14 protein-coding genes are annotated in these 18612 nt (G+C 72.6%); 13 read left to right on the top strand and 1 reads right to left on the bottom strand.

The annotated features are described in order from the left end of the window. From ACFPZN_RS20615 to ACFPZN_RS20595, 5 genes are all read left to right on the top strand, one after another. The coding region (locus ACFPZN_RS20615) for a condensation domain-containing protein (protein ID WP_378283675.1) at positions 1-2419 on the top strand (2419 nt) is incomplete at its 5' end. Beyond that, positions 2416-6366, top strand: a complete 3951-nt coding sequence (locus ACFPZN_RS20610) for a non-ribosomal peptide synthetase (RefSeq protein WP_378283674.1) — start codon at positions 2416-2418, stop codon at positions 6364-6366. The genes ACFPZN_RS20615 and ACFPZN_RS20610, both read left to right, overlap by 4 nt. A 30-nt stretch (positions 6367-6396) precedes the next feature. Continuing rightward, positions 6397-6609, top strand: a complete 213-nt coding sequence (locus tag ACFPZN_RS20605) for an MbtH family protein (protein WP_378283673.1) — start codon at positions 6397-6399, stop codon at positions 6607-6609. A 1-nt stretch (position 6610) separates the two neighbouring features. Next, a complete protein-coding gene (locus ACFPZN_RS20600) occupies positions 6611-7267 on the top strand; it encodes a GNAT family N-acetyltransferase (RefSeq protein WP_378283672.1) in 657 nt (218 codons plus the stop codon). Then, positions 7264-8004 (top strand): thioesterase II family protein, encoded by a 741-nt coding sequence (locus tag ACFPZN_RS20595; protein WP_378283671.1) that lies wholly within the window; start codon positions 7264-7266, stop codon positions 8002-8004. Before ACFPZN_RS20600 ends, ACFPZN_RS20595 begins: the two co-directional genes overlap by 4 nt. Positions 8005-8064: 60 nt before the next feature. On the opposite strand, the gene ACFPZN_RS20590 is transcribed toward ACFPZN_RS20595, so the two are convergent. Next, complete coding sequence (locus tag ACFPZN_RS20590) at positions 8065-9159, bottom strand: S1 family peptidase (protein WP_378283669.1); 1095 nt, start codon at positions 9157-9159, stop codon at positions 8065-8067. Positions 9160-9485: 326 nt separating this feature from the next. Here ACFPZN_RS20590 and ACFPZN_RS20585 point away from each other — a divergent pair, with 326 nt between their 5' ends. The 8 genes from ACFPZN_RS20585 (at position 9486) to ACFPZN_RS20550 (ending at position 18611) form a co-directional block, all read left to right on the top strand. Beyond that, positions 9486-10478 (top strand): ABC transporter ATP-binding protein, encoded by a 993-nt coding sequence (locus ACFPZN_RS20585; RefSeq protein WP_378283668.1) that lies wholly within the window; start codon positions 9486-9488, stop codon positions 10476-10478. A 28-nt stretch (positions 10479-10506) separates the two neighbouring features. Continuing rightward, positions 10507-11751: a serine/threonine-protein kinase gene (locus ACFPZN_RS20580; protein ID WP_378283667.1), complete on the top strand. Its 1245-nt coding sequence runs from the start codon at positions 10507-10509 to the stop codon at positions 11749-11751. Beyond that, complete coding sequence (locus ACFPZN_RS20575) at positions 11748-11954, top strand: hypothetical protein (RefSeq protein ID WP_378283666.1); 207 nt, start codon at positions 11748-11750, stop codon at positions 11952-11954. The genes ACFPZN_RS20580 and ACFPZN_RS20575 overlap by 4 nt, the downstream gene beginning before the upstream one ends. 46 nt (positions 11955-12000) lie before the next feature. After that, complete coding sequence (locus tag ACFPZN_RS20570; protein ID WP_378283665.1) at positions 12001-12954, top strand: ornithine cyclodeaminase family protein; 954 nt, start codon at positions 12001-12003, stop codon at positions 12952-12954. A gap of 65 nt (positions 12955-13019) precedes the next feature. Next, positions 13020-13799, top strand: a complete 780-nt coding sequence (locus ACFPZN_RS20565; RefSeq protein ID WP_378283677.1) for an SDR family oxidoreductase — start codon at positions 13020-13022, stop codon at positions 13797-13799. Between the two features lie 9 nt (positions 13800-13808). Continuing rightward, complete coding sequence (locus ACFPZN_RS20560) at positions 13809-14873, top strand: NAD(P)H-dependent amine dehydrogenase family protein (protein ID WP_378283664.1); 1065 nt, start codon at positions 13809-13811, stop codon at positions 14871-14873. Positions 14874-14882: 9 nt separating this feature from the next. Continuing rightward, complete coding sequence (locus ACFPZN_RS20555; protein WP_378283663.1) at positions 14883-15395, top strand: class I SAM-dependent methyltransferase; 513 nt, start codon at positions 14883-14885, stop codon at positions 15393-15395. 27 nt (positions 15396-15422) lie between these two features. Next, positions 15423-18611 carry an NACHT domain-containing protein gene (locus ACFPZN_RS20550; RefSeq protein ID WP_378283662.1) on the top strand — a complete coding sequence of 1063 codons (3189 nt, stop codon included), beginning with the start codon at positions 15423-15425 and terminating at the stop codon, positions 18609-18611. The last annotated feature ends 1 nt before the right edge of the window (position 18612 follow it).

Genomic DNA, 18612 nt, shown 5'->3' with positions numbered 1-18612 from the left:
GGAGTGGTATTCGCGGCACGGGGATGAGGCCCCGGTGCTGGTGAACATGTACGGGATCACCGAGACGACCGTGCACGTGTCCTACCAGCGTCTCGACCGCGCGTTCGCCGCGACAGCGGCGGGAAGCGTGGTCGGGACGGGCATCCCCGACCTGCGTGTTTATGTCCTGGACGGTCGTCTGCAGCCTGTTCCGGCCGGTGTGGTGGGCGAGTTGTATGTGGCCGGCCCGGGTCTGGCGCGCGGTTATCTGAACCGTCCGTCGCTGTCGGCTGAACGCTTTGTCGCCGATCCGCATGGTGGCCCTGGTGCGCGGATGTATCGGACGGGGGATCTGGCGCGGTGGCGTGCGGATGGGCGTCTGGAATACCTGGGGCGTTCGGATCAGCAGGTGCAGTTGCGCGGGTTCCGGATCGAGTTGGGCGAGATCGAGGCGGTGCTGGCGCGCAACGATGCCGTGTCCGATGTCGCGGTGGTGGTGCGCGATGAGCGTCTGATCGCCTATGTCGTTGGAGCCGCCGGGGATCTGCGCCGGTTCGCCTCTGAGCGGTTGCCGGATTACATGGTCCCGGCCGCCGTCGTCGAACTCGACGCCCTGCCTCTGACCGCCAACGGGAAACTCGACCGCAAAGCCCTGCCCGCACCCGACTTCTCCGTCAAAGTGTCCTCTCGCACGCCTCGGACCGCGCACGAGGAAATTCTCGCGAAGCTGTTCGCGGAGGTTCTGGGGCTGGAACGGGTCGGGGTGGACGACGGGTTCTTCGACCTCGGCGGCGACTCCATCATCGCGATCCAGCTGGTCTCCCGCGCCCGCCAGTCGGGCCTGGTGATCTCTCCGCGCGAGGTGTTCCAGCACCAGACCGTCGAACAACTCGCCGCCATCGCCCGCACCGTCGCCGACGACGCCGACACCGTCGAGAAGGAACCGCCCGGGGCCGGGGTCGGGCCCGTTCCGGCCACTCCGATCATGCGGTGGTTCCGGGAGCTGGACGGGCCGGTCGACGACTACAGCCAGCGGATGCTCCTCCAGGTCCCGCCCGGCCTTCGCGTCCAGGACCTCGCGCGCGCGTTGCGGCGGCTCGTCGACCATCACGACATGCTGCGCCTGCGCGTGGATCGCACCACCCCGGACTGGGAGTTCGAGGTCGGCGAGCCCGGCACGGTCGACGCGGACCCGCTCGTCCGGCGCGTGGACGTCGCCGGGCTCGACGGCGAGGAACTCCGCGCCGTCCTCGCCCGCGAGGCTCTGGCGGCACGGAGCGGCCTCGATCCCGGACGCGGCGTCATGGCTCAGCTCGTCTGGTTCGACGCGGGCCCGGACCGGTCCGGGCGGCTGCTCCTCACCCTCCATCACCTGGTCGTGGACGGCGTCTCCTGGCGGATCCTGCTGCCCGACCTGGTCACGGCCTGGGCGGGCGGCGAGCTCCAGCCGGTCCCGACCTCGTTCCGCCGCTGGGCGCAGCGCCTCCAGGCCGAGGCGTCCGATCCGGAGCGGCTGGCGGAGCTGCCGCTGTGGAGGGAGATCCTCGCCACCCCCGACCCGCCGCTCGCGCACCGGCCGCTCGGCGCCGAGCACGGGGACACGTTCGGGACGGCCCGGCACCTGACCGTCGCGCTGCCCGCCGAGATCACCGGTCCGCTGCTCACCGACGTGCCCGCCGCCTTCCACGGCCGCGTCAACGACGTGCTGCTGACCGGCCTGGCGATCGCGGTCGCGGGCTGGCGCGGCGGCGGCGATGGGACGGCCGTGCTCGTCGACCTGGAGGGGCACGGCCGCGAGGAGGTCGTGCCGGGCGTGGACCTGTTCCGGACGGCGGGCTGGTTCACCTCCCTGTTCCCGGTGCGGCTGGACGCGGGTCCGATCGACCGCGCGGAGGTCCGGGACGGCGGGCAGGCCGTCGGCACGGCGCTGAAGAGGGTCAAGGAGCAGCTCCGCGAGATCCCCGACAACGGCATCGGCTTCGGCCTGCTCCGCCCGCGCCTCGCCGAGTCCGACGGAGGCACGCGCACTCCGCAGATCGCGTTCAACTACCTGGGCCGGTCCGCCGTGCCGGAGGGCACCGACTGGGGACCGGCGGACGCGGCCGAGAGCGCGGCGCTCGGCGGCGGCCAGGACGACGCGCTGGCGCTGGTCCACGCGATCGAGGTCAACGCCCACACCCGCGACCTGCCCGGGACCGGCCCCGAGCTGACCGCCACCTGGACCTGGGCGGGCGGCCTGTTCGACGAGGCGCGCGTCCAGGACCTGGCCGACCGGTGGTGCGAGGCGCTGCGCGGCCTGGTCGCGCACGTCGTGGACGGCCGGGAGGACGGCGGCCCGGTCGGCGGGTTCACCCCCTCCGACCTGGAGCTGGTGTCGATCGACCAGGACGAGATCGACGAGCTGGCCGCCGAACTCGACGACTTCGAGGAGCTGGATTGACCGCTCAGCAGCACAGGAAGTCGCAGCTCGAAGACATCCTCCCGCTCTCGCCCCTCCAGCAGGGCCTGTTCTTCCACGCGCTGCACGACGCGGAGGCGGGCGGGGACGTCTACACCGCCCAGATCGTCTTCGACCTGCGCGGGCCGCTGGATGTCGCGGCCCTGCGCTCGGCCGCCGCGGCGCTGCTGCGGCGGCACGCCAATCTGCGGGCCGGGTTCCGCCAGCGCAAGGAGGGGACGGCCGTGCAGGTCGTCCACCGGACCGTGCGGCTGCCGTGGGAGGAGGCCGACCTGACCGGCCTGCCCGGCGCGGCCGAGCGGGAGGCGGAGGCGCGGGCGCTGGCCGAGCGGGAGCGGGCGCGGCCGTTCGACATGGCCCGCCCGCCGCTGCTGCGCTTCCTGCTGCTCAAGCTCGCGGACGACCTGCACCGGATGGTGTTCACCAACCACCACATCCTGCTGGACGGCTGGTCCACGCCGGTCCTGCAGACCGAGCTGTTCGCGCTCTACCTGGCCGGGGGAGACGACGGCGGGCTGCCGCGCGTCGTTCCGTACAAGAACCACCTGGCGTGGCTGGCGGAGCAGGACCGGGGGGCGGCCGAGGACGCCTGGCGCCGCGCCCTGGACGGTGTCGACGGCCCGACGCTCCTCGCCCCCCGCGTGCGGAACGCACAGCCGCCGCCGTCCGGGGAGGCCGCTCCCGGGCGCGTCCGCGTCCGGCTCACCGAGGAGCTCACCGCCGCGCTGTCCGCGCGCGCCCGAGCGGAGGGCGTCACCCTCAACACCGTCCTGCAGTTGGCGTGGGGCGTGCTGCTCGGCCGCATGACCGGCCGCGGCGACGTGGTGTTCGGCGCGGCCGTGTCCGGGCGCCCGCCCGAACTGCCCGGCGTGGAGCGGATGATCGGGCTGTTCATCAACACGCTGCCGGTGCGGGTGCGGATCCGGCCCGCCGACACGGTCGCCGCCGCGCTGGCCCGGTTGCAGCGCGAGCAGGCCGACCTGCTGCCGCACCACCACCTCGGCCTCGCCGACGTCCAGCGGCTCGCCGGAGCGGGGGGCGGCGCGCTGTTCGACACGATGACGGTGCTGGAGAACTACCCGTTCGACCCGGACGCCGACGGCACCGACCTGGGCGGTCTCACGCTGCACGCCGTGGACGGCCACGACGCCAGCCACTACCCCTTCACCTTCGCGGCCGTGCCCGGCCCCCGCCTCTCGCTGCGCCTGGACCACCGCCCCGACGTGTGCCCGCCCGCCGACGCCGGACGGCTGATGCGCCGGTTCGAGCGGATCCTCGACTCGATCGCGCACCGCCCCGGCGTGCCGCTCGCGAGCATCGACGTCCTGGACGGCGGCGAACGCGCGCAGGTCCTGCGCGACTGGCAGGGCCGGACCACCGCCCGCCGCCCCGCCACCGTCACGGAACGCTTCGCCGCCACCGTCGAGGCGCACCCCGATGCCGTCGCCGTCCGCACCACCGCGGGGGAGTCGATCACCTACGCCGACCTGGACGCCCGCGCCAACCGGCTGGCGCACCGCCTCATCGGTCTCGGCGTCGGCCCCGAGACCCCGGTGGCCGTGCTGCTCGAACGGTCGGCCGACCTGGTCGCGGGCAGCCTGGCGGTCCTGAAGGCGGGCGGCGCGTACGCGCCCGTCCACCAGGGCTACCCGCCGGAGCGGACGGCCTGGGCGGTCGCGGAGATCGGGGCGCCGGTCGTCCTCACCGACACCGCCATGGCCGCGCGGGTGGAGGCCGCCGGGACGCGGGCCCGCGTCCTGGTCGTGGACGACGACGCCGAGCTCGCCGCCCAGGCCGCCCGGCCGGCCACCGACCCCGCCGTGCCGTGCCATCCCGAAGGGCTCGCCTGCGTCCTGTTCACCTCCGGCTCCACCGGCGTGCCCAAGGGCGTGATGCTGCGGCACCGCGACGTGGTCGACCTGGCGACCGACGCCCGGCTGTCCGGCGGCGCGCACGAACGGGTCCTGGTGCACTCGGCGCACGCGTTCGACGCGTCCCTCTACGAGCTGTGGACGCCGCTGCTGCGCGGCGGCACCGCCGTCGTCGCCCCGCCCGGCCGCCTGCACGGCGACGACCTCGCCCGGATCGTCGCCGCCGAGGGCGTGACCGGGCTCTTCCTCACCACCACCCTCTTCAACCTGGTCGCCGAGGAGCGCCCCGAGGCGTTCGCCGGGCTGCGGGAGGTCCTCACCGGCGGCGAGGCCGGGTCGCCCGCGGCGATTCGCAAGGTGCTCGCCGCCTGCCCCGGGATCGAGGTCGGCAACGTGTACGGGCCGACCGAGGCGACCACGTACACCACGATCGCCGGGCAGCGCGCCCCGCTCGCCGACCCCGCCGAGACCTCCGCCGTCCTCGGCCGCCCGATCGACGACATGCGCGTGTACGTGCTGGACGAGGGCCTGCGGCCGGTCCCGCCGGGCGTCCCGGGCGAGGCGTACATCGCCGGGGCCGGGCTCGGGCGCGGCTACCACGGCCGGCCCGTCCTGACCGCGGAGCGCTACGTCGCCGACCCGTTCGGCGCCCCGGGCGACCGCATGTACCGGACCGGCGACCTGGTGCGGTGGCGGCCCGGCGGCGTCCTGGAGTACCTCGACCGCGCCGACTTCCAGGTCAAGGTCCGCGGGTTCCGGATCGAGCCGGGCGAGGTCGAGGCGGCCGTCGCCGCCCATCCCGGCGTCGCGAACGTCGCGGTCGTCGCCCGCGCGGACGCGTCCGGGACGAAACGCCTGGTCGCCTACGCCGTCTCGGCGGCGCCGCCGGAGGAGCTGCGGGCGTTCGCGGCGGAGCGGCTCCCCGAGTACATGGTCCCGGCGGCGTTCGTGCCCCTGGAAACCCTCCCGGTCAACCCCAACGGCAAGCTCGATCGCGCCGCGCTGCCCGCCCCCGACTTCGGCGGCGCGGCGTCCGCCGGGCGCGACCCGCGAACACCCCGCGAGGAAATGCTGTGCGGCCTGTTCGCCGGCGTCCTCGGGCTCGACCGGGTCGGCGCCGACGTCAGCTTCTTCGACCTCGGCGGCGACAGCATCGCCGCGCTGCGCCTGGTCACCCGCGCCCACCGCGAGGGCCTGGAGTTCACGCCCCGGGACGTGTTCACCCACCAGACCGCGGAGGCCCTCACCCGCCTGGGCGAGCCCGAGGACCGGCTGGGCTTCGAGGTGCTGCTGCCGATCAGGGCGGCCGGGGAGCGTCCCCCGGTGTTCTTCGTCCACCCGGCGGGCGGGCTGTCGTGGGGCTACTTCGGCTTCCAGCGCCACCTCGGCGCCGACCGGCCCGTCTACGGCCTCCAGGCCCGCGCGTTCACCCAGGCCGACCTGCCCGGCTCGGTGGAGGAGATGGCCGAGGACTACCTGGAGCAGATCCGCCCGGTCCTGCCGCCCGGCGGGCCGTGCCACCTGGTCGGCTGGTCGCTGGGCGGACTGGTCGCCTACGAGATGGCCCGGCGCCTGCGCGAGCGCGGCGAACGGGTCGGGCTGCTCGCGCTCATCGACGCCTACCACGGCCAGGACCTGGAGACCGAGAAGCGGGAGGTGCTGCCCGAGCTGCTGGAGGCCATCGGCATCGACGCCCGCATGGTCGCCGCCGACGGCAACCCCGACATGGCGCAGATCATGGCCGTGCTCGCCGAACGCGGCGACGCCCTGGCCACCCTCGGCGAGGACGACCTGGTCAACGTCTACCGCAACTACGAGAACGGGCTCCGGCAGGCCGAGGAGTACCGGCCCGGCCGTTACCCCGGAGACCTCCTCTTCTTCACCGCCGCCCGGGGCCGCACCGCCGCCTCGCCCACCGCCCGCGCCACCTGGGGCCCGCTGGTCGGCGGCGACATCGAGGACCACCCGGTCGACGCCGACCACCACCTCCTCATGGAGCCCGGCCCGCTCGCCGAGATCGGCGCCGTCCTCGCCGCCCGCCTCGACAAGCTCGACTAGATCCCGTCCCACTCCCTCCGGAAGGAAACGATGACCAACCCCTTCGAAGACCCCGACGGCTCCTACCTCGTGCTCGTCAACGGCGAGGGACAGCACTCCCTGTGGCCCTCCTTCGCCGACGTCCCCGCCGGATGGACGGTCGCCAAGGACGAGGACACCCGCCAGGCCTGCCTCGAGTACGTCGAGGAGCACTGGACCGACATGCGCCCCGCGAGCCTGATCGAGGCGATGGGCGATCGGTGACGTGCCCGGCGAGGTCGAGGTACCGGCGGTCACCGAATGGACGATGGAGATGCGCGACGCGGCGGACCTGCGGCCCGCGCCGCTGCCGTCCGCCGAGATGACCTTCAGCCTCGTCCGCCGCCCGTCCGCCGACGTCAGCCGGGCCCTGTACGCGGCGGTCGGCGCCCCCGTCTGCTGGACCGACCGCTTCCCCTGGACGTACGAGGACTGGCGGGCCTGGGTGGAGCGCCCCGAACTGGGCACCTGGCTGGCCATGGCCGAGGGCACCGTCGCCGGGTTCTTCGAGGTGGAGGCGCAGCCCGGCGGCGACACCGAGGTGCACCTGGCCGGGCTCACCCCGGCGTTCACGGGCCTGGGATACGGCGGCTACCTGGTCGAGCAGTGCGCGCGGCGGGCCTGGCAGCGCGGGCGGCTGTGGGCGGAGCACGCGGGCCCGGCTACCCGGGTGTGGCTGCGGACCAGTACGCTCGATCATCCGAACGCCATGGCCAACTACCGGCGCCGCGGCTTCCGGGTGGCGGCCGAGTCCACCGGCCCCAAGCGGGTGCCCGACCCCCGCCTGGCGCCGTGGCCGCTGCCGTGCGATCCGAGGCCGCGCCGCACCGCGGCCGGGCGGCGGACCGGGCGGCAGGCCGCGAAGGAGGAGCTGATCCCGTGAGCTGGTTCCGCTGCGTCGAGACGCGTCCCTGGGCGTCGCTGCGGCTGTTCTGCCTGCCGCACGCGGGCGGGTCCGCGGTCTTCTACCGCACCTGGGCCAGGGAGACCGGCCCCGCCGTCGAGGTGCACACGGTGCAGTACCCGGGCCGCGCCGACCGGCTGGCCGACCCGATGGTGACCGACGCCCACCAGCTCGCCCGGCTGATCGCCGCCGCGATGTCGCCGCTGATGGACCGGCCCGCCGCGCTGTTCGGGCACAGCATGGGCGCGCTGCTGGCCTACGAGGTCGCGCGGCTGCTCGAGGAGCGCGGCACGCCGCCGGTGCACCTGTTCGCCTCCGCCGCCCGCCCGCCGCACGACCGCGACGACGACCGGATCTCCGAGCGCGACGACGACGGCGTGGTCGCGGCGCTGGAGGAGCTGGGCGGCACCGACGCCGAGGTGCTCCAGGACGAGGAGATGCGCGAGCTCGTGCTGCCCTACGTCCGCAACGACTTCGCGCTCCTGGAACGCTACGGGCACCGGCCGGAGCCGCGGCTGAAGGTTCCGGTGACCGTGCTGCTCGGCGAGTCCGACTCCCACGTCGACGCCGAGACCGCCGCCCGGTGGCGCGAGCTCACCGACGGGGAGCCGTTCACGGTGCGGACGTGGCCCGGAGGCCACTTCTACCTGGCCGAGCAGCAGTCACGGGTGATCGCCGAGGTGCTGCGGACGCTGGAGGTGCCCGCCGGCCCCTGACCCGCGCGTAGCCAGGGGCCGACGGAGATCATCCGGTGCGGCTCACCGGACGATCAGCGATCAGTAGATCTCGACACCGTAGGCGCTGAGCGCCTCGCCCACCGGCTGGAAGAACGTCGTCCCGCCGGAGGTGCAGTCGCCGCTGCCGCCCGAGGTCAGCCCGAGCGCGGTCGACCCGGCGAACAGCGAGCCGCCGCTGTCGCCGGGCTCGGCGCACACCGTGGTCTCGATGAGGCCGCTGACGGTTCCCTCGGCGTAGTTCACCGTCTGGTTCAGGGCCGTCACCTCCCCCTCGTGGACCTGGGTGGTGCTGCCGCTGCGGGTGACGCTCTGGCCGACCGTCGCCTCGCCCGCGGTCGTGATGTCCTGCGTGCCGCTGTAGAGGTGGACGGTCCCCTGCGTGTCGGCGGGGGATCCCGTGTACTTGACGATCCCGTAGTCGTCACCCGGGAAGCTGCTGCCGTCGGTGTCGCCCAGCTTCTGGGTGCTGGCCTGGTCGGAGAACCACGCGCCGCCGATCTCGGTGCAGTGGCCCGCGGTCAGGAAGAAGAACTCGCTGCCTTTCTTGACGTTGAATCCGAGCGAGCAGCGCCCGCCTCCGGCGTAGATGGCCTCGCCGCCGGCGGTGAAGGTGCGGAACCGGCCCGCGACCTGCCGGGTGCGGATCGCGGCGCCGTGCTTCTGCGCCGCGGCCCGCACCTTCTCCGCCTTCGCGCCGGTGACCGTGGAGTCCAGGGACAGCACCACCTGGTTGGCGGCGGGGTCCACGGCCCAGGCCGTGCCGGGCACGGTCGCGTCCCGCTTGAGGGCGGCCATGACCTTCTTGAGGTCCGCGTCGCTGCGCTGGACCGTCCGCGCCTCGGCGCCGGCGGCGCGCACGGTCTGCGCGGCCCCGGCGTCGGTCACGGTGACCACCAGCTTGCCGGTGGCCCTGTCGATGTACGCGCCCGGACTGCGTGCTCCGAGCGTCCCCGCGAGGGAGCCGGCGAGCTTGGCGGCGCTCGCCTGCGGGGAGGGGGTTGGCGGTACGTCCGACCCGGCCGGGGAGCCGGCGGCGGCCTGGGCGGCGGGGGCGGCGACCAGCGCGGTCGCCATGAGTCCCGTGATCGCCCCGATGGCCGTGGTGCCGCGGATGCGGGCATGACGGTGTTTCACTGAGCCTCCAGTGGGGGTTGGGCGCGCCCCTGTTGACGCGCCGGAGGTCACCGCACATAGTCCGAGATCCGCATTCGTCTGGCAAAGTCATAAATGTGCCTAAGATCTTGCGGCGGGTTTGTGGAACGAGGGGCGGATGCTCACCTGACTTCCTGGGAAAGGGGCGTGACCTGACCAAGTCAAAGGATGTCCGATGATCATGGTCGTGTCCGATACGGCGGCTGGGCCTCCCCGGGACGGGCGCCGCGTCGTACAGTCGAAGGCGGCGGGGGACCGGCAGCAGGACGCGGACCTCCCGCCCCCCGGCGCCCCGCCTGGGAGTGGTCATGGGCGTCGAGATCCGGGTGGAAGGGCTCCGCAAGTCGTTCGGACGGCAGGTCATCTGGGAGGACGTGACTCTCACCGTCCCGGCCGGTGAGATCTCCGCGCTGCTGGGGCCGTCCGGCACCGGAAAGTCGGTCTTCCTCAAGAACCTCGTGGGCCTGCTGCGGCCCGACCGCGGCCACGTCTACGTCGGCGGCGGCGACGTGCCCCGGCTGCGCGAGGACCAGCTGTACGAACTGCGCCGCAGGTTCGGCGTGCTGTTCCAGGACGGCGCGCTGTTCGGCTCCATGAACGTCTTCGACAACATCGCCTTCCCGCTGCGCGAGCACACCCGCAAGAAGGAGACGGAGATCCGGCGGATCGTGCTGGAGAAGATGGAGATGGTGGGCCTCACCGGCGCCGAGCGCAAACTGCCGGGCGAGATCTCCGGCGGGATGAAGAAGCGCGCCGGGCTGGCCCGCGCCCTCGTCCTGGACCCGGAGATCATCCTGGCCGACGAGCCCGACTCCGGGCTCGACCCCGTCCGCACCGCCTACCTGAACCAGCTGTTCGTCGACCTCAACGCCGAGCTGGGCGCCACGTTCCTCATCGTCACCCACGACATCGGCACCGCCCGGGTGCTGCCCGACAACCTCGGGCTGCTGTTCCGGCGCGGGCTGGTGATGTTCGGGCCGCGCGAGATGATCCTGTCCAGCACCCACCCGGCGGTGAACCAGTTCTTCAACGCCCGCAGGCAGGGCCCCATCGGCATGGCCGAGGAGAAGGACCTGGCGCGGATGGAGGGCGAGGGGCAGGCGCCGCCGGCGATGCCGGCGCCGATCCCGCCGCAGCTGATGCCCAGCGACGGGCGGCCGCGGCCCTCGATGCGGCGGCCCGGCGAATGGCTGGCCCGGCACCGCGTCACCCCGCCGCCGGGCTCGTTCGTGGACGACCAGGGCCGCGACTGGCTCACCGAATGGGACCGCCTCGTGCGGTCCGGGCAGCGCCCCGCCTGACCCCTGCTTGATCACCTATCATCGCCGGATGGCGACGATGACGGCCCTGCGCGCCGACGACCCCCGGGAACTGGGCCCGTACCGGCTGCTGCACCTGCTGGGCGAGGGCGGCCAGGGCGCGGTCTACCTGGGCGAGGACGCCGGCGGGGGGTTCGTCGCGATCAAGGTCCTGCACGCCCGGCTCACCGGCGACGCGCGGGCCCGCCGGCTGTTCCTGCGGGAGGGCTCCCTCGCCCGCGAGGTCGAGCCGTACTGCACGGCCCGCGTCCTGGACGCCGGCGTCGAGGGCGACCGGCCGTACATCGTCAGCGAGTACATCGAGGGCGAGTCGCTCGACGACCTGGTCCGCCGCACCGGGCCGCGGGATCCGGGGAGCCTGGAGCGGCTGGCCATCGGCACCGCCGCCGCGCTCAACGGCATCCACCGCGCCGGGATCGTGCACCGCGACTTCAAGCCGACCAACGTGCTGCTGGCCCCCGACGGGCCCCGCGTCATCGACTTCGGCATCGCCCGGGCCGTGGCCTCCACCACCACGGTGACCAGCGGGATCCTCGGCACGCCCGCGTACATGTCGCCCGAGCAGGTGGCGGGGGACGAGGTCGGCCCGGCCTCGGACGTGTTCTCCTGGACGGTCACCCTCACCTTCGCCGCCACCGGGGAGCCGGCGTTCGGCGCCGACGGCATCCCGGCCGTGCTGAACCGCATCCTCAACGCCGACCCGGACCTGACGGCGTTCCCGGCGCACCGGCGCGAGCTGCTGGCCGCCTGCCTCGACAAGAAGCCCGCCCGCCGCCCCACGATGGCGGAGGTCCTGACCGAGCTGCATGGCGGCGCCGCCGCACCGCGCCCGCCCGCACCGGCGGCCGTCACCGTCCCCGAGACGCCCCTCCCGCGGATCACCGCGCCCGTCCCGCCGCCTACCGGCTCCCCGCCTCCGAGAGCCCCGCTCGCCGCGTCTCCACCCGGGCCGGCGTCCACCGCCCGGCCGCGCCCGGCCTCCACCGCCCCGATGGCGCCCGGACGCAAGGCCGGCGGGCCGCCGCAGGCGCGCCGCGACCACGCGCCCGAACCCGTCTCGCCCGGCCTGTTCCTCACCGCCACCGTCACGCAGGTCGTGGCCGCGGTCGCCACGGCCCTGGCCATGGGCGTGTGGCTGCGCGACGCCCCGGCGCTGCAGGCGGTGGGCGAGATCCTGTTCCTCGCGCCGGCGATCACCGCGGCCGTCCTGCTGCACCGCCGGAACCGGCGCCGCCGGGCGGGTGACGGCCGATGAACCTCCGTCCCCGCGCGGGCCGCGCCCTGGCCCGCTACCCCATCCTCGCCGGGGCGCTGATGCCGTCGGTGCTGTCGCTGCCGCTGATCGTCGGACTCGCGGCCGCAGGGGAGACCCGGGGCGCGGCGATGGTCGCCATGGTGTACGCCAACGCCGTCGTCGCCTTCGCACTCGTCGTAGAACTCAGACCACCGGAAAAGTGAGAATCTCACCTCGACGCGCGGTCGGGGTGACCCCGAGAATGGTCCGGTGACCCTGCTCCTGAGCCGTACCGACCTCGAGGGCCTGCTCGACCCCGCCGAGTGCGTGGCCGCGCTGCGCCGCGGGTTCACCGCCGCGCCCGCCGAGGTCCCGCCGCACCGCGCGGTCACCCGGCTGCCCGGCCCGGGCGGCGCCACCGCGCTGCTGCCCGGACTGGTCGACGGCATCCCCGCCTACACCGTCAAGGTCAACGCCAAGTATCCCGGCAGCCGCCCGGCGCTGCGCGGCGTGGTGTGCCTGCACGACCTGGCGACCGGCGAGCTGCTGGCGCTGCTGGACTCGGCCACCGTCACCGCCTGGCGCACCGGCCTGGCCGCCGCCCTCGGCACGCACGCGCTGGCCCGCCGGGACGCCGAGGCCGTCACCGTGATCGGCGCCGGCGCCCAGTCCGAGCTCGTCATGCGCGGCCTGTCGGAGCTGCGCGGGCTGCGCTCGCTCACCGTGACCGACCTGGACGCCGGCCGCGCGGGCGACTTCGCTCGGCGGCACGGCGAACGGCTCGACGTCCCCGCGTCGGTGGCGCCCGACCTGCGCACCGCCGTGCACGGCGCGGAGATCGTGGTGGTGGCGACCTGGTCGCGGCGGCCGCTGCTGCACGCCGCCGACATCGCGCCCGGCACCCAGGTCACCTCGCTGGGCGCCGACGAGCACGGCAAGACCGAGCTGTCGCCGGACCTGCTGGAGAGCGCCCGGGTCGTCGTCGACGACATCCCGCTGGCCGTGGAGATGGGCGCGCTCGCCGACGCCGGGCTCGGCGTCCGGCACGCCGCCGGGACGCTGCGCGACCTGCTGTGCGGCGAGGTCCCGGGACGGGTGAAGGACAGCGAGATCACCGTGTACGCGCCGGTCGGCCTGCCCTGGCAGGACCTCTCGCTCGCCTGGACGGCCTACCGCGCCGCGGTCGAGGCGGGCGCCGGGCGGCCCTACGACTTCCTCGCCTAGCGGAATTATTGAAACACGTTCTAGATTCTGGTTAGGCTGGCCGCCGGAGGTGAACGCCGGTGATCATGGACCGCTTCCGGCTGGACGGCCGCGCCGCGATCGTGACCGGCGCGGGCCGCGGGATCGGCGCCGCCTGCGCCGTCGCGCTCGCCGAGGCGGGCGCCGACGTGCTCGTCTCCGCCCGCACCGAGGACCAGCTGCGCAAGGTCGCCCAGCAGATCGAGGCGGCCGGCGCGCGGGCCCTGGTCGTCCCCGCCGACCTCGCCGACCCCGACGCCGCCGCGGAACTGGCCGCGCGCGCCGCCGACGCCTTCGGGCGCCTCGACATCGTGGTGAACAACATGGGCGGCGCCCTGCCGCGCGCGTTCATGGACACCGAGCCGCGGCACCTCGATAACGCGTTCCAGTTCAATGTGAGCACCGCGCACGCGCTCACCCGCGCCGCCGTCCCGCACCTGCCCGGCCACGGCGGCTCCGTCGTCAACATCTCCTCGGTCATGGGACGCGTCGCCGGCCGCGGCTACCTCGCCTACGGCAGCGCCAAGGCCGCCCTCGCCCACTACACCCGGCTGGCCGCCCTCGACCTGGCCCCCAGGATCCGCGTCAACGCCATCGCCGTCGGCTCGGTCGCCACCTCCGCCCTCGACATCGTCATGAACGACGACGCGATGCGCGCCCAGATGGAGTCCGGCACGCCCCTCCGCCGCATCGGCGACCCCGACGACGTCGCCGCCGCCGTCCTCTACCTGGCCTCCCCGGCCGCCGCGTACGTCACCGGCAGCGTCCTGCGCGTGGACGGCGGCATCGACACGCCCAACCTCGACCTCGGCCTGCCCGACCTCTAGGAGACCCCGATGACCTACCGCGTCGTCCAATGGAGCACGGGCAACGTTGGCCGCAACGCGCTGGTCGGCATCGACGCCCACCCCGATCTCGAACTCGCGGGCGTGTGGGTCTCCAACCCCGCCAAGGCCGGCCGCGACGCCGGCGACCTCGCCGGGCTCGACCGCCCCCTCAACGTGGCCGCCACCACCGACGCCGAGGCCGTCCTGGCACTGCGCCCCGACTGCGTCGTCTACACGGCCATGGCCGACGTCCGCATCATGGAGGCGATCGACGACCTGTGCCGCATCCTGCGGTCCGGCGCCAACGTCGTCTCCAGCAGCCCCGTCTTCCTCCAGTTCCCGGACGGCGTCGTACCGCCGGAGATGTCCGAGCCCGTCCGCCGGGCCGCCGCCGAGGGGAACGCCTCCATCTTCGTCAACGGCATCGACCCCGGCTTCGCCAACGACGTCCTCCCCCTCGCCCTGACCGGCATCAGCGAACGCATCGACGAGATCCGCTGCATCGAGATCCTGAACTACGCCACCTACGACCAGAAGACCGTCCTCTTCGACATCATGGGCTTCGGCCGCCCCCTGGACGAGGTGCCCATGCTGCTCCAGCCGGGCGTGCTCACCATGGCGTGGGGCAGCGTCGTACGCCAGATCGCCGCCGCACTGGCCGTCGAACTCGACGAGGTCGGCGAATGGCACCACCGCTACCCCGCCCCGGAGACCTTCGAGGTCACCTCCGGCACCATCGAGAAGGGCACCACCGCCGCCCTCCGCTTCGAGGTCCGCGGCCTGCGCGCGGGCAAGCCCGTCATCGTCCTGGAGCACGTCACCCGCCTCCGCGACGACCTCGCCCCCGCCTGGCCCCAGCCCGCGGGCGCGGGCTGCTACCGCGTCGAGGTGCGAGGCGAACCCAACTACACCCTCGACCTCCAGCTATTGGGCTCCGACGGCGACCACAACACCGCAGGCTTGAAGGCCACCGCGATGCGCCTCGTCAACGCCATCCCCGCCGTCGTCGAGGCGCCGCCCGGCCTGCTCACCGCAAAGGATCTTCCGCTGATTCCGGGGCGCGGCCTCCTGTAGTTTCGGTCGATGGCCATCCCCGAACGCCTCCGCTGGGCTGTGGAGACCCTGGACGTCCGCCCGGACGACCGCGTCCTCGAACTGGGCTGCGGAACCGGTGTCGCCGCCGAACTCGTCTGCGACGCCCTCACCACCGGCACGATCACCGCCGTAGACCGCTCCGCCAAGGCGATCGCGCAAGCCGAACGCCGCAACGCCGCGAACATCACCGCAGGCAGAGCCACCTTCCAGGTGCAGTCCCTGGAAGACCTGCCCCCCGGCGGCGAGCCCTACGACAAGATCTTCGCCGTCAACGTCAACCTTTTCTGGACCAAGGACCCAGCCGCCGAACTAACCCTACTCAAAACCCTCCTGGCCCCCACCGGAACGCTCCACCTTTTCTACGAACCCCCCAGCCAAGAAAAGGCTGAATCCCTCTCCCGCACCGTGACCGAAAACCTGAAACACAACGCCTTCACGGTCGAGCTCACGACCGCCCGAACCCCCAAATCCACCCTCCTCTCCCTGAAAGCCACCGTTTAAGCGACTTCGTGTCCCTAACCTTGGGGCATGCGGCGTGACCCTGCCCTGACATACCAAGGTGCCCTGCAAATCCTCGGCCACCATGACCGGCCTCGGCTGGAGAAGCTCAACAAGCTGCTGGGCGGGATCATCCTCGGCAGCGGCGCGGTCGCCGGAGCGGCCGCGCTCACCGGCGCCACCGCCCTGGCACCAGTGGCGGGGATCGCGGCGCTCTGGGGCTGGGTAGACCAGAAGAACGAGGCCGTCTCCCTGGTCCGCAAGCTCCTGGACGGCGCCTCCGACCGACTGCTCAAGACCGGCGGCCACGAACGCCACCGCCTCGTCGCCGCCGCCCACACCACGATCGTCGTCGCAGCCTTCTTCGAGACGCTCAACGAGCAGCTCGGCGCCGACGCGGGACTTGGGGAAGCTCGGCGCAGGGCGTTGGCGTCGGGGGAAGAGGGGAGCGGCCGATTTGAGGACGCCATCACCGCGTTGTACCGGGCGCCGGTCCCCGTTCCGTCGGCCATCAGGGGGTTCGAGGAGAATACGCGGCATCTCCGCCAGTGGTTCGTCGAGCTGACCGGGCCCACCCGGGAGTATTTCGACCAGATCGGCGAGCCCCTTTCCGATCGGCGCTTGCCAGACATATCGACCGTTGACGCAGCGGAGGAGCGATACCGGTCGCACTACCTGCGGCTGGCGGCGACCGTTCCAGAGTTCATGGTCTGGGCGATGCTGGGCGAGCACGCCGCAACGAGGGCGCAGGTCGACGACGTGCGCGGCGACGTCATGACCGCGCTGGATGGGCAGTCCAGGGCGCTGGCACGGGTGGAGGCACTGCTGGGCTTGATCGCGGGGGAGGGGCTGCGCCCGGACCGTGACCTGCGCGCCGTCGTGTACCGCGCCAACCGCGGAGGCTTGGACCGGCCCGTCATCTCGGCGGATACCATGCGGGTCGGTGAGGAGTTGCTGCTGCCCACGGTGGGCGCGGCCTTCATCAACCCCAGGTACCGGGCCGACGTGGTGAACGCGGTGTCCCGTCCGGCGGACGAGACGTGGTGGGACGAGTGCGAGGTCGGCGACGACTTCGATCTCTTCTTGGCCGCGCATGTCACGGCGCCCGACGCGGTGTGCGCTCCGCTGCTGCTGCTCGGGCATCCCGGCGCGGGCAAGAGTCTGCTGACCAAGGTGCTGGCCGCGCGGTTGCCGCCGTCGGCGTACACGGTTGTGCGAGTGCCTCTTAGGAGCGTGGATGCGGACGCTCCCGTGTACGACCAGGTGCAGCAGGCCCTCAACGACGCCACGCACCGCCGGGTCGACTGGTGGGAACTCGCAGACCAGAGCACCTCCACGATCCGCGTCGTCCTGCTGGACGGCCTGGACGAACTGCTCCAGGCAGCCGGTGATCGCAGCGCCTACCTGCAGGAGGTAGTCGACTTCCAGCGCCGGGAAGCCGAGCAGGACCGTCCCGTGGTGGTCGTCGTGACCTCCCGCACGGTCGTCGCCGACCGCGTCCGGATCCCGCCGGGGACGGCCCTGGTCAAGCTGGAGGACTTCGACGAGAACCAGATCGCCGCCTGGCTCGACATCTGGAACAGCACGAACGCGACCGGGATCCAGGCGGGAAGCGTCAGGCCGCTGCCGCTGGAGTCCGCACTGGCCCAGCGCGAACTGGCGCAGCAGCCGCTCCTGCTGCTCATGCTCGCCCTCTACTCGGCCGATCCCACCCTGCCCGAGTTGGAGGCCGATGCTTCCAAGGCCAGTCTGTACCAGCGACTGCTGGAGAACTTCACTCGCCGCGAGGTCGACAAGACCGAACAGAAGAAGGATGTGGACGAGGCAGTCCGGGAGGAGTTGTGGCAACTCGGTGTGGCCGCCTTCGCTATGTTCAATCGCGGCCGCCAGGATGTCTCGGACGTTGAGCTGGGTGCAGACCTGGCAGCGCTGGCGGGCGACGGCCCGGGTACCGCGGTGCGTGTCGCCGATCTGGGGCAGCAGGTCATCGGACGCTTCTTCTTCGTGCACGCGTCCGAGGCGCAAACTCACGGCGTTGAGGGCGCCCGGCAGAACTACGAGTTCTTGCACGCGACCTTCGGCGAGTACCTTCTGGCGTCCCAGGTCGTGGAGCTGCTGGCCGAGACCGCGGAGGCCGCGTTCGGGGGGCGGCGCGGACCGCGCGAGCCCGACGATGACCTGCTGTTCGCGCTGCTCTCGCATCAGCCGCTCTCGACCCGTCGCCCCACGCTCGAGTTCGCCGCAGAGCTTTCCGCCGAATTTGGCACCGCAGAGCGGAACCGGATCCTGCGGCTACTGGAGACCCTCGTCGAGGGGCACCGTAGGAGACATGGCTCGAATCGCTACGCGGGCTACCGCCCCATGAGCGTTGACCGCGTCAGGGGGGCGGCGGCGTACTCTGCGAACCTCGTCCTGCTGCGCGTCCTCCTGGACTCTGCCACGCCTGTATCGCTCGACCGCCTATGGCCGGACGAGCCCGACCCGTCGACCGTGTGGCGATCCACTGTCGACCTCTGGAAGGCAGGTCTCGACACCGACTGTTGGCATTCGCTCCTCTCCACCCTGACGTGGAGGGAAGAGAAGGTCAGGTCTGAGAGGCAGCGGATGAGACGTGAGCTGGTGGACGTCTTCCACGCCCGGCTGGTCGGTGACTCCGACCGCGAGGCTCGCCTGCGGCTCGGCCTGGCCATTCATGATCGCCACGTTTATGAGATAATCGGCAGCCGTTGGCATGACGTAATGCTGAGCTGGCTCATTCCCCTACTCGCGGCCACCGAAGGTGACATCCCAGAAATATACTTGTGGTTTCCCAGGGACGTGCCGGAAGAGGAACTCAGAGATGTGGCCTCGAAATTGGCCATGCTGCTAAAGACCAAGGCCCACATGTTTGATCACGTCCTGCTCGCCGAGCTTGTGGGGTTCTCGCTCGATCTTCCGCCCCGCAACTGGGACAGCGATGCGTTGGCGGCGGCGATTGCGAGTCATCCTGGTTTGCTTGACCAGTTCACTGGCCGCCTCTGGGATCCCGCGCTCTACGACAACGCGCCCGGTGCCGCGCTCATCCTACGTGCGGCTTCACCGGAAGATCCCAAGGACAGGGAGGCCCTAGAACTGCTGTGTTCGCGGATCGAGGAACGCCAGGGGACGCGGTGGTCCGACACCTTCGACGAGAAGTCGGACGAGGCGATCCGCGCCTTGATCTGTGCGCACCGGTGGTGAT

Origin of the sequence: Actinomadura rugatobispora, from assembly GCF_042656285.1 — a bacterium.
Lineage (GTDB): Bacteria > Actinomycetota > Actinomycetes > Streptosporangiales > Streptosporangiaceae > Spirillospora > Spirillospora rugatobispora.
This window is presented reverse-complemented; position numbering and strand designations above follow the sequence as displayed.